This is a genomic window from Sinomicrobium endophyticum (genome assembly GCF_052983315.1).
In genome coordinates this window covers 21,800-35,018 of record NZ_JBRKIS010000033.1, presented here as the reverse complement: position 1 = coordinate 35,018, position 13,219 = coordinate 21,800, and the positions used below count along the sequence as shown (strand labels likewise).

The 13,219-nt window shown below is 46.0% G+C and carries 9 protein-coding genes; all 9 read left to right on the top strand.

Annotation, left to right across the window (positions count from 1 at the left end; translation table 11 throughout):
- Nucleotides 1-188: 188 nt before the first annotated feature.
- The 9 genes from ACVBDU_RS12920 to ACVBDU_RS12880 all read left to right on the top strand — a co-directional run bounded on the left by ACVBDU_RS12920 (nucleotide 189) and on the right by ACVBDU_RS12880 (nucleotide 12,443).
- Complete coding sequence (locus ACVBDU_RS12920) at nucleotides 189-1,337, top strand: transposase (RefSeq protein WP_447180155.1); 1,149 nt, start codon at nucleotides 189-191, stop codon at nucleotides 1,335-1,337.
- A 133-nt stretch (nucleotides 1,338-1,470) separates the two neighbouring features.
- Entirely contained in the window at nucleotides 1,471-2,865 is a 1,395-nt protein-coding gene (locus tag ACVBDU_RS12915) for a RagB/SusD family nutrient uptake outer membrane protein (RefSeq protein ID WP_447180154.1), read from the top strand.
- 72 nt (nucleotides 2,866-2,937) lie between these two features.
- Nucleotides 2,938-3,594 carry an MORN repeat-containing protein gene (locus tag ACVBDU_RS12910; protein ID WP_123217796.1) on the top strand — a complete coding sequence of 219 codons (657 nt, stop codon included), beginning with the start codon at nucleotides 2,938-2,940 and terminating at the stop codon, nucleotides 3,592-3,594.
- A 47-nt stretch (nucleotides 3,595-3,641) separates the two neighbouring features.
- A complete protein-coding gene (locus tag ACVBDU_RS12905) occupies nucleotides 3,642-5,015 on the top strand; it encodes a TlpA family protein disulfide reductase (RefSeq protein WP_123217797.1) in 1,374 nt (457 codons plus the stop codon).
- 208 nt (nucleotides 5,016-5,223) lie between these two features.
- Nucleotides 5,224-7,170, top strand: coding sequence for a protein-disulfide reductase DsbD family protein (locus ACVBDU_RS12900; protein WP_123217798.1), 1,947 nt, complete (start codon nucleotides 5,224-5,226; stop codon nucleotides 7,168-7,170).
- Nucleotides 7,171-7,174: 4 nt separating this feature from the next.
- Complete coding sequence (locus ACVBDU_RS12895; RefSeq protein ID WP_447180153.1) at nucleotides 7,175-9,961, top strand: M16 family metallopeptidase; 2,787 nt, start codon at nucleotides 7,175-7,177, stop codon at nucleotides 9,959-9,961.
- A 71-nt stretch (nucleotides 9,962-10,032) separates the two neighbouring features.
- On the top strand, nucleotides 10,033-11,496 hold the full coding sequence (locus ACVBDU_RS12890) for an aminotransferase class V-fold PLP-dependent enzyme (RefSeq protein WP_447180152.1): 1,464 nt from the start codon (nucleotides 10,033-10,035) through the stop codon (nucleotides 11,494-11,496).
- 20 nt (nucleotides 11,497-11,516) lie between these two features.
- The gene (locus ACVBDU_RS12885) at nucleotides 11,517-11,969 is read left to right on the top strand and encodes a hypothetical protein (protein WP_447180151.1); all 453 of its coding nucleotides are present in this window, start codon (nucleotides 11,517-11,519) and stop codon (nucleotides 11,967-11,969) included.
- A gap of 57 nt (nucleotides 11,970-12,026) precedes the next feature.
- On the top strand, nucleotides 12,027-12,443 hold the full coding sequence (locus ACVBDU_RS12880) for an NUDIX hydrolase (RefSeq protein WP_447180150.1): 417 nt from the start codon (nucleotides 12,027-12,029) through the stop codon (nucleotides 12,441-12,443).
- Nucleotides 12,444-13,219: the final 776 nt, after the last annotated feature.

Below are 13,219 nucleotides of genomic sequence, written 5' to 3'. Positions count from 1 at the left end.
CAATACTGTGTTACACTTTGATAAAAGTTTCTGATTTATAATGAAATAAGTGTATAAAAAGGGATGAGAAAATTTTAATAAACAATTGGTTTTCAGTATTTTAATAGTGTTTTCCAAGACGTTTATAAGATATGGTCACCAAGGGTTATAACCTATACAAAACATAGATAGTCAACATATTGTTTAATATGCAAAATATCAACGCCTCCAGGCAGCGTTTCATGGTGGAGACTTTCACCCTGTTCTTGTCCATCAAGGGCCGTATCAACTTCCGACAATTGGAAAGATACAGCAAATATAGTGAACAGCGTTTTCGTATCCAATTCGAAAAGCCTTTCGATTTCCTTGGGTTCAATAAAGAACTGGTCCAACAGCACGGCAGCGGACATTACGTGATTGCCATCGATCCCAGTTACATTGCCAAATCAGGCAAGAAAACCCCGGGGCTCGGCTATTTCTGGTCAGGACAGGCCGGAGGGGTCAAACGCGGACTGGAACTCCTGGGCATGGCCGCCATTGATGTGGACAACCATACCGGTTTTCACTTGGATGCCCGCCAGACGCTAACCGATGCGTCTTGTGATAAATCACTGGCCGAACTTTATGCGGACTGTTTCGCTACCTCCAGCAATAGCTTATCCGGACTCTCCCGTGTGGTGGTAGCCGATGCCTGGTTCACCAAGAAGACCTTTATCGATACTGTTTGTGGGGCAGGATTCCATTTTGTGGGTAGGCTGCGGGACGATGCCAATCTCAGATACCTCTACCTTGGCCCCAAAAAAAGCGGCAGGGGCAGGCCCAAAAAATATGATGGTAAAGTCATACATAAAGACATCCGTGATGACCATTTCCAAACCGTGGAACTGGAAGACGGGACTCTGGCCATGACTGCCGTACTCTATTCGGTAGCCTTAGAACGCAATATCAGGGTGGTACGGGTACCTTGTGGGAAAAAATATAAGCTGTATTTTTCTACCAACACAACATTCAATGCAACAACCATAGTGAAGTATTACCGCCTACGTTTCCAGATCGAGTTCATCTATCGGGATGCCAAACAACATACCACACTGGAAAACTGTCAGGCCCGTAGTGAGAACAAACTCGACTTCCACTTCAATATGGCACTGACCGCTACCAATCTCGCCAAGGCAGCTCACTGGTTAAACATTCCCAAAGAACAACGCGGAGCGTTCTCTATGACAGACATCAAGACCATGAACCACAACGCTTTACTCATGAACCGATTTTTTTCAACCTTTGGGATCAACCCACACTTGAACAAAAATCAGAAATATATCAATGAACTTTTACTATACGGCACCATCGCCGCTTAATTTTTTAACGAACTATTGAAACAAAGACATTGTTAGTTTACACATTGAGGAATAATGAAAAAGTCGGAAGTCCGAAGTCAGGAGTAAAATTAACTTCAGACTTCCGGCTTCGGACCTCAAAATTCAAACAAATATGAAAACACGATATAGACTATTCATATTCGCCGGGTTACTGGCAACGGGGGCATGTGATGATTACCTGGATGTAGAACCTAAGGGGCAGATTATTCCCCGGGAGGTAGGTGAATATGATTTATTGCTGAATGATCTGAACGATCACAGGTCGTTTGGAGATGAACTGTATTTCAGTTCCGATGATTTCTTTCCGTACGAACTTGAAGATGATGAAAATGTAACCCCCGATAATCCGCAATTTAAGTTCTATAGATGGGCAGGCGATTTATACCGGGAAGGAAGCGTTCCCGGAGCCTGGCAGACACCTTATAATTTTATATATACTTATAATGTGATCATCGACGGGATAGATGATGCCCCGGTAACGGGGAACAGCGTAGCGGCAGACAGGCAACGCATAAAGGCCGAAGCCCGTGTGGGCAGGTCGTTTGAATACTGGCTGCTGGTCAATCTGTTTGCCAGGCAGTACAACCCGGTATCGGCGGCTTCAGACCCGGGGGTCCCCCTGGTTACCGTACCCGATGCCTCGGGAGACACACCTTTGCGCTCTTCCGTACAGGAGGTCTACGATTTTATAATAAAAGAGGTGGAAGAGTCCGTTGCCGACCTGCCTGACAAAGCGGTTAATTTTGCCCGCCCGGATAAAACGGCAGCCTATGCCTTGCTGGCCAGGTACTACCTGTTTGCAGGTGATTATGAGAAAGCGCTTTTAAACGCGGACAGGGCTATTGCCCGGAATGGGCAATTGACAGATTATGCTGCTTTGGAAGCGGAAGCGGAAGGTGAAGAGAACAATGCACCCATCAGGACCGAACAATACATGGGCAGTTATATGGGGGCCGGATTTCCTTTTACCGTATGGCTGTCAGATGAGTTGCAGGAACTTTACGACCCCGGGGATTACCGGCTTGCCAGATTACTAAGAACACCTTGTTATATCACGGGGGAATGCGTAGAAGGACGTTATTCGAATGGAGGCTCTTTTACGGCAAGTATTAATACCTCTGTTCCGGAAATGTACCTGGTTCGGGCCGAATGCCACGCGAGGTTGGGGGCCGGGGCCAAAGCGCTCAACGATATAAACCTGCTCCGTTCCAAGAGATTGCCCGGGGAGGTATATGAAGACTTAACCGGTTCCGACTTTGCTTCAGACCGGGAAACACTGGCCTTTGTACTCGATGAACGAAGGAGGGAAATGCTCTTTACCGGTATACGCCTGTTCGACCTTAAGCGCCTTAACCTGGAACCGGAATTCGCCACTACCGTTACCCATACCATGAAAGGGGAAACCTATATATTGAGGCCCGAAGACAACAATTGGGTATTTCCGATCCCGGATGCCGTATTGATCTTTAACCCGGATATACAACAAAATCCGAGAGATTACCCCTGAGCATTCCGTTGCCCTGTTAAAAACAACGGCAAGGCACAATAGTGAACAATAAGTGAATAAACAAATATCAATATGAAAAAAAAAGTATTAGGAATATTCGTACTGTTTTTTACAGCTAACTGGTTATCAGCGCAAGAGTGCGTGGTAAAGGATTCCCGCTTAAACCAGAAATACGAAGGTGATTGTAAAAAGGGCCTGGCCCATGGTAAAGGACAGGCCTGGGGAGAAACCGATAGGTATGAAGGCGGGTTCAGGAAAGGGCAGTTGCATGGTTACGGCATTTATACCTGGGGGGATGGTTCTGTATATACGGGAGAGTTTACAAAGGGCGATATGCATGGTGAGGGAGAACTGGTTCAAAAGTCGGGATCAGGAGAAAATACGGTTAAAAGGGGCTTTTTTAAAAAGGGAGAGTATATAGGTACCCATAAGGAAGCCTATAAGGTTATCACCCAACGGGACGTCCGTAACATTTCTTTCCGGAAGAATGCGGGCGATATCAACCAGGTGAGGATCAATGTATATGCCAATGGTAATATGGTTTCCAGTGGAATTGCAGTAAAGGACCGGAATAATTCCGTAACGGAGAACCGGAATGGAATAGTGTTTACTTCGCCCCGGTTCCCCCTGGAATTTGTAGAGGTGGAAATTCAGCTGGGCACCTTTACCCACCAGGCGGTTTTTGACATTTACAGCGAAGGCAACTGGGAAGTCAATATATCGCTGTAATTAGGGTTCATCATTAAAAATTAACAGATTATAAAAAAACAAAACAGATGAAAAAAACGATTTACACCCTGTCGGGCCTGGTGCTTTTTGCGGTTTCCTGTACGAAAACCCCTGTGGATTACGCCGTGGTATCGGGTAAAATAAAAAATGTGGAAAAAGAATTGACGCTTTACTCTGCGGACATGAAATTTTCAAAAAGGTTGGAACTCCGTGAAGACGGCAGTTTTTCCGATACCATCCGGGAAAAACTCGGAGGGCATTTTACACTGGGAGGCCTGCAGTTGTACCTGGGCAAAGGAAGCGATATTGCCATAAACGGGGATGCCGCCGATTTTCAGAACACACTGGCCATTTCGGGTAAAGGTTCAGCCCCAAGCGAGTATCTGATATTAAAAAGAAAAACCCAGGCCGATTTAATGGGGAAAGACCCCAAGCTGTTTTTTCAGCAGCAGGAGATGGAGTTTAAAGAAGCTAATGACCGGATAAGAAAAACGTTGACCGGGGCGCTCGACTCGATGAAAGGGGGCATAAGCGAGGATTTTATGAAAAAGGAAAAGAGGAACCTGGATTATGAGTATTTACAAACGTTGCAGGAATATGAGAATTGGCATGGTTATGTTACCCAAAACGAGGATTTTAAAGTGTCGGACGGATTTTTGGACGAACTGGATGACATAGATTATAACCGTGAAGAGGATTATAATTTTTCCCAGGCTTACAAGGAAGTGTTGAACCGCCATTACGCTGAAGAAGCTCATAAACTGGTGAAACAGGATTCATTGCCTGTGGCATTTGCCTATTTAAAGGCTCTGGAAACTATTTCCAATGAAGCCATCAGGAACAAGATGTTGTTTGGTGCGGTACGTAGTTCTATTACTTACGTGGATGAGAACGAACGCGAAGAATATTATACGGCTTTTAAAGCGGCCTCTACGGATAAGGACAACAATGCTGAGATCGAAAAAATGTACAACGGCTTAAGGGCCCTGGCCAAAGGGAATCCGTCGCCCGGGTTTACGGACTACGAAAATTATGCGGGGGGGACCACCTCGCTGGACGACCTTAAGGGAAAATATGTCTATATCGATGTATGGGCTACCTGGTGCGGGCCGTGTAGGGCGGAAATACCGTTTTTAAAGAAAGCGGAGGAAGAGTACCGGGATAAGAACATCGAATTTGTAAGCATTTCCATAGACCAGGAAAAAGACCATGACAAATGGAGGGCCATGATAGAAGAAAAAGAGCTCAAAGGTATACAATTACTGGCCGATAATGCCTTTGAGTCGGAATTTGTCACAGCATATCTGATAGCAGGAATACCTCATTTTATACTGATCGATCCTGAGGGAACTATAGTATCGTCCAATGCCCCCCGTCCTTCTTCCCCCGATCTGAAAAAATTGTTTGACAGGATTTTATAGGACGGACCTTAAGAAACCTATGATAACGAACACCTTTATATAAATAAGAAGCTTTGTGAGCCAAAACAGCCGGGGTTGTTTTTAGTGAAGGGGCCGGGTAGTGCGCCGGCGCAAACCTGCCTCGCCGGCAGGCAGGAAGGACATTTTTTAGTCAATGAAATCCTTTTTAAAGATGCTCTAAAAAAGCGCTTATAAAAAACATGAACTGATGAAGTATCTTTTTTCTTTAGTGGCCGGATTGTTATTGAACGCGGTTTTCCCACAGGCCGGGCAGGTGACGTGGAATACCTCGGTAGAAAAGCTGTCTGACACCGAATACCAGCTGGTCATGACAGCCTCCATCATAGAACACTGGCACCTGTATACTACAGATATCCCCGGAGACGGCCCCATCCCGACCTCCTTTACCTTTGAAGGGGCAGGGGAGGATTACGAACTGGTCGGGGACCTGGAAGAAAGTGAATCGTATACGGAATACGACAATATCTTCGACATGGAGCTTTCCTATTTTGACGGGGAAGCCGTTTTCAAACAAAAGATCAAACTGCTGAAGCCCGGTCTCAAGGCGATACGGGGACTGGTAGAATACCAGGCCTGTGACGACCAAAGTTGTATTTTTGACAATGCCGACCTGGCCTTTTCGCTGGATGGGGGTAAGGCAGAAGTGAAACAACTGGAAGTGGATGAAAAGAGTGCCCTTTTGTCCAAAAGCTTAAAACTGGACCTTAAAAACCCGGAAGCGTTAAACACGGGTACACAGGGCCAAAGCGGCGGAAGCGGCCTTATGGGCATTTTTGTGCTGGGCTTTCTGGGAGGGCTGTTAGCTTTGCTGACCCCTTGCGTGTTCCCTATGATCCCGTTAACGGTTTCCTTCTTTACCAAACAGTCGGGCAACCGCAAGAAAGGGATTTCCAATGCCATCCTCTACGGCGTGTTTATCGTATTGATCTATATGCTGTTGAGCCTGCCGTTCCATTTCCTGGACAGCATAGACCCGGAGATACTGAACACGATCTCGACTAATGTGTGGCTCAATATCGCCTTCTTTGTGATTTTTGTGTTCTTTTCCTTTTCCTTTTTCGGGTATTACGAACTGACCCTGCCCAGCTCCTGGGGGAATAAGATGGATTCGGCCTCTGGTGCGGGGGGGATCATCGGCATTTTCTTTATGGCCCTGACCCTGGCTATCGTATCTTTTTCATGTACCGGTCCTATACTGGGCTCTTTACTGGTCGGTTCACTGACGGCAGAAGGAGGGGCCACCCAGCTCACAGCGGGTATCACCGGCTTTGGGTTTGCCCTGGCGCTGCCCTTTGCCCTGTTTGCCCTGTTCCCGAACTGGCTGAACTCTTTGCCGAAATCAGGCGGCTGGATGACCACGGTCAAAGTGGTGCTGGGCTTCCTGGAACTGGCCCTGGCCTTTAAGTTTTTGTCCAATGCCGATTTGGTCGAACACTGGGGCCTCCTGAAACGGGAGATATTTATCGGCATCTGGATCGTGATCTTTGCTTTGATGGCCGTTTACCTGTTCGGCAAGATCAGGTTTCCGCATGATGGCCCTTTGAAGAAACCGGGATTTGTACGTATCGCTACCGGAGTGCTGGTCACGGCCTTTGTGATTTACCTGGTTCCTGGGGTTTGGGGAGCGAACCTCAGGCTGCTCAGCGGTTTTCCGCCACCGATGTTCTACAGTATCAAACCCCAGGTGAGCGATTGTCCTTTGGAAATTAACTGTTTTAAGGACTTTGACGAAGGCCTGGCCTATGCCAAAGCGAATAACAAACCGATATTGTTGGATTTTACGGGATGGGCGTGTGTCAACTGCCGGAAGATGGAAGAGAATGTATGGAGTGTACCCAAGGTGTACGACCTGATCAATGAAGAATATGTTCTGATCTCCCTGTATATTGACGATAGGAAAGAACTTCCCGAAGACAAACAGTTCAATTATCAATTGAAGTCGGGCCGTGTAAAGCAAATCCGGACCATAGGGGAGAAGTGGGCGACCTTCCAGGCGATCAATTTTCATACGGCTTCACAGCCTTATTATGTGATCATGACCCCGGATATGGAACTGATGGGCCCTTCACAGAAATACACCGATACGGAAACCTATTACAACTGGCTTAAAGCCGGAATAACAGAGATAAAATAAGTCTATGAGAATACGTAAAATAACAGGGTTGCTACTGTTGGTAGTAGCCGGTTTAAATGCCCAGTCCAGGGATAAAGTCCCTTTTGACCCGGCTGTCCGGCAGGGGGTATTGCCCAATGGCATGAAATATTACATCAAGCACAATGAGGAGCCGAAGGAAAGGGCATCCTTTTATTTTGCCCAGAATGTGGGGTCTGTTCTCGAAAAGGAATCACAAAGGGGGCTGGCACACTTTCTCGAACACATGGCCTTTAACGGGCTGGACCATTTCCCGGAAAAAAGCATGATGGAATACCTGGAAAAAAACGGGATTACATTCGGGTCTGAAATCAATGCCTTTACCTCCTTTGACGAAACGGTATACAACATCAGCAAAGTCCCCGTAACCAATGAAAAACTGCTCGATTCCACCCTGCTGGTCCTGCACGACTGGTCGGGTTACCTCTCCCTTACCGAGGAAGAGATCGATGTCGAAAGGGGGGTAATCAATGAAGAGTGGAGAACAGGGAACACCCCCGGTTTCCGGGTTGCGGAAAAGGTGTACACCGAAGGCGTAATGAAAGGCTCCGTTTATGCCGATCGTATGCCCATAGGACTCATGTCCGTGGTCAACAATTTTAAATACGACGAACTCCGGGATTACTACAAATGGTGGTACCGTCCCGACCAGCAGGCGGTTATCGTGGTAGGGGATATCGATGTGGATGTTATGGAGGCGAAAATAAAAGAGGTGTTTTCACCCATTCCCCTGAAAAAAGACCTGCCCGAACGAAAGGACTTTGATATCGCACTGGACGGGGATATTCATTTTATCAAGTCGTTGGACAAGGAAGTGGGGACTACCAGTATTGAGTTTATAATCAGGAACAAGGTCAAAGATCTGAGGGGATATGAATACCTGGATGATCAGTTGATAAAAAATGTGGTTTCGTATATCTTGAATAACCGGTACAAGGAACAGACCGTTAAAAAGGAATGCCCCGCCTTGTCTGTCGGCTATTCATATTCGAACTTTGTACGGCCATTGGATATTATGGGGCTTTACATACAGCCCAAGACCGATATGGAATTGGAGAGTTTCGAATTTGCCCTTACCGAACTCCTCCGGTTTGTAAGGCACGGGGTCACGGAAAGTGAATTGCAACGGGCAAAACTGTCCATCAAAAACAGCAACCTTTCCTATCTGAAAAACAAGGATAAGATCAGCAGTGACACCTACGCCCAGCGGCTATACCAGCATTACTTTACCGGCAATCCTCTTCCGGACATAACCTGGCATGTAAACTATGTGGCGGACCGCCTGGAAACCATTACCAATGCGGATATCCTGGACTATATGGGCACCGTATACAAAGAAGAGGATATCCTGATGGCCGTAAAAGGCTCCTCCGAAAAGCCCCACCCGGGCAAAGACGAATTTGTACAACGTTTTAAAAAGGTAACCGCCCTGGACCCGGAACCCTATACCGACAGTACGGACGACACCCCCCTGATCGCTGCCGGCCTGAAGGAACAGCCTGTAGTAAAGACTACCGGGATTACCGGGCTGGATGCGCGTCAGTACGAACTGGCCAACGGGGCCAAAGTGGTTATTTTCCCTACCCCTTATGACAAGGATGAGATATATATGGTAGCATACAGTCCCGGAGGGAATTCCCTGTTGGACAAAGACCTTCTGCCTTCTGCAGGGGAGGCTACCGGTGTAGCCGCCCAATCCGGATTGGGAAGTTTTGATGCGATAGCATTAAATAAAAAGTTGGCCGGTACAAGTACATCCCTGGGACTCTCCATAGATGAGCTGTCGGAATCTTTGTCAGGGAACAGTACGAAATCAGATATAGAAGTGCTGTTCCAGAAAATATACCTCAGCTTTGAAGCTCCGAGGTTTGAAGAGGAAGCCTATGACCTCACCCTGGAACGCATAGCCAAAAACCTGGAGCAGAAGCAAAAAAACAAAAAAAGCATTTTAGAGGATTCCATGTCCATGGCCTTGACAACGCATCATAAAAGGACACAGTTGTTTAACCGTGAATACCTGGACCGGGTAGATCTGGAAAAAATAAAGAAAGTATATGCCGACCGTTTCCGTGGTATTGACGATTTTACCTTTGTATTCGTTGGAGATATTGACGAACAGCAACTACTGGGACTGGCCCAAAAATATATAGGCAACATAAAGGCGGAAAACAGGAAAGAAACCTATATCGATCACAAATACCGGCCCGCCAAAGGAAAAACCGTGGTCCGGGTAACCGAAGACATGGAGACCCCCCAGGCCACGGTAAAGATCATATATAAAGGCAGCCTGCCTTATACTTTTGAAAACAGCATGAAAGTAAGTATGGCAGGCCAGTTGTTGCAAAAGAGTTATCACGATATCATCCGCGAAGAAGAAGGCGGTAGCTATGGCGTAGGGGCATGGGCATCCTTGGGGGATATCCCCCGGCCGCAATACACCCTGTCTGTAAGTTTCGATTGCAACCCCGATATGGTAGACAGACTGGTGGAGGTAGTCCATGCCGAAGTGGATAAACTGGGGGAGACCGTAGATGCCAAAAAATTACGGGAAGTGAAGGAATCGATGATAAAAGGTATGAAAGAAGCCGTTGACAATAACGGCTATTGGATAAATGTGCTGACCTCCCATGTTTTTTACGGAAGAAAAATCCATACCCTTGAAGAATATATAGAAACCGTAAACAGGATAAGCATGGATGACATCAGGGAAATGGCCCGTACCATATCGGGAAATGCCGATGTTGTGGAAGGTGTACTGGTTCCCAAATCTTGAGTAATAAACCATATATAACTTAGACAGAATCTTAAACGAGTTCATTGCTAACAAGCTTAACAAAGGAAAAAATGAATAAGAGATTAGCTGCCCTGGACGAACATTTCAGTAGTTTTAAAACACATATTATCGGTGAGCACCAGGCATTCCGCTCACCCTACGGCGTGCAAAAAATGTTATATGCCGACTGGGTGGCCAGCGGGAGGTTATACATGCCCATAGAAAAAAGGATCGTAGAGGAAGTAGCCCCTTTCTTTGCCAATACGCATTCCTTTTCCAGTGAGACCGGTAAAATTACTACAAACCTGTACCTTGAAGCCCGCAGCATCATAAAAAAGCATGTCAATGCAGGCGAAGACGATGTCCTGGTCACCACAGGATCGGGGATGACCGGCGCACTGGCCTGTCTGCAACGGATCATGAGACTTCGGAAGTACCAATACCGGGACCCGGGGGAAAAACCTGTGGTGTTTATCACGCATATGGAACATCACTCCAACCATGTACCATGGCTGGAGACCCATGCGGATGTGGAGATGATCCACCCGGACAGGTATCTGAAGCCGGATTTTGCCTATCTGGAGGAATTATTGGAGAAATATAAGGACCGTAAGCTGAAAATCGGCTCATTTACGGCCTGCTCCAATGTAACCGGGGAGATCGTGGATTACACGAAATTGGTTAAAACTATGCATGCCCATGGCGGGCTGTGTTTTCTGGACTTTGCAGCCTCGGCCCCTTATGTGCCGATCGATATGCAACCGGAAGACGAAGCCGGACGACCGGATGCTGTTTTCTTCTCTCCCCATAAGTTTTTGGGCGGACCCGGAGCTTGCGGCATATTGATTTTCAATAAAAAGCTCTACGGAAATGAAGTTCCCGATTGTCCCGGGGGAGGTAATGTAAAATGGACCGATCCCTGGGGAGGATATTCTTATTTCGAAGATATAGAAACACGGGAGGACGGGGGAACTCCGGGAATAATACAGACCATAAGGGCGGCACTGGCTATAAAACTCAAAGAAAAGATGAATCCGGACCTGATGGCATTACAGGAGGAAAAGCTGCTTCAACGGTTTTACGGGGAACTGAAGAATGTACATCAAATCAAATACATAGGAGATAGTAATGCCAAACGTATCGGATGTGTGTCTCTGAATATTGAAGGTATTCATTACAACCTGGTAGTGCGATTACTCAATGACCGTTTCGGAATCCAGGTCCGGGGAGGCTGGTCCTGTGCCAGTACCTATGCCCATTACCTGTGTGGTATTGATAAAGTAACCTCAGCGGGGATGATGCGTGAAATAGACCGGACAAACCTGGTGAACAAACCGGGTTGGGTACGTGTTTCCCTGCACCCGACAATGTCCCCGGAGGAAGTAGTATATATCACGGGCGCCCTTCGTGAAATTATCCGGCATAAGGAAACATGGCAAAAGGATTACAGCTATAACCCTGTAAACAACGAGTTCGAACCTTTTAGTACAACCTCTCCGGAGGTAAGCCCGGGCCGGGTATTTGCCGCTTTATAAACAATTAAAAAAAACAAAAAATGATGAAATCCTTTATGTACATGATTTGTGTACTGGGCATAGCAGGCCTGGCTGTGGCAGCCTGCCAGAGCACGGCGAAATCGACCGACATTCCCTTCGAGGTAGCGGAAAATTATTTTGTAAAAAACGACGTGGAAGAATTACCCGATCCGAAAATCGAAACGGCCGGACAATTTGAAGCGGTATTCGGTGCAGCGGCAACGATGGGTAAAAACGGTATGCCCACTGCCATTGACTTCACCAGGCAATTCGTCATTGCCGTGGCCCTCCCGGAAACGGATAAAGACACATCGATCAAGCCGGTGAGCCTGCAGCGAACAGCATCGGGCGAGGTGGTCTTTACCTACAGCGTCCGAACCGGCGAAAACATGTCGTTCTCCGTACGCCCCAGCCTGGTCATTATCGTCAATAAAACGCATGATGGAAAGGTAATATTACATGAAGAAATATAGAATCGGAAGAACTTTCTGAAGTGCTCACCGGAAAATGGATCAAAAAAAAAGAAGATAATGGGTAATGATATAGCACTGCCAACAACAGGTTTAATTGTAGTTAGGGATCATAAATTATTATTAGCGTACAGCAATAATAAAAACGCATGGTATCTGCCGGGTGGAAAAGTAGACAAAGGTGAAACTTCATTACAATCGCTGATAAGGGAGATACGTGAAGAACTGAATATCGAAATAATTCCCGAAAAATTAAGCTACTACTGCCATATCTCTGCACCTGCATATGGTGAAAATACCAATGTCATCATGGAGCAGGACTGCTTTTTTTACGAGTTAACCGGTGAAGTCAAACCAGGCAACGAAATCAGAGCAGTTAAATTCTTTAATCTCGAAATGTATACTTCAGAACCGGTTCAGGTCATTGGTGTTCTGAAAGTATTTGAAAAATTAGCAAAAGATAATATACTGATATAAAGCGGCAGTTGGATAGTCAGCCAAATATTACTTCTTTAAGACTTTCATGGCAATAGGTGAATTTACCCCTATTTTGTTATTTAAAAACGAGTTCATTGATAAAAATTTGAACCGCTTCGACAAATAGTATTAATTCTTGTCACCTTTTTTTGAACTTTTATAATATATAAAGTATAGAGGAGGGATTTTTAGTGTAAAGGATACTTTCTTAAAAGCAAACCGGGTACAATAATGAGATATTAGGGGTGTATGAGGTTGTCCCTGCTCATGATCCGTTGCGGGGATATATTATGAATTTCAATACGAACAGGGAAAATACACAGGAAAGTATCGTAAAAGAAATAAATACAGGGGAAATACCGGTATGCAGGGGTTTACCCGGAGCTGGTTTGTTCAAAAGGAACGCTTTTGAATTATAGTTCTCATGGTACAGGTTTCTTTTGAAATAAACACAGGGCAAAAAAAGCCCTGTGCTTTAAACCCGATGCAATTCTTTATAAACGGCCTGGTCAGTGTCTGACAATATTGAGAGACTGTCTAAATTTTGTTTTTGGTCCCGATAATTATCGGGATTATAGCGTATTTTTTTGTCAGGCAGGGCCGAGCGTATAAAAAAAATCTGGTAGACTTTTTTAGCGAAGGAGCCAGGATGCCGCGAGGGCAAGAGGTGTATAGCCATAGCTACGGACCGAAAAATAGCTGAAGCATGGCAGGACCGAACGTTAAGAAATCGAAGATTCACGAACACCTTGATATAAATGAGAAGTTTCGTGAGC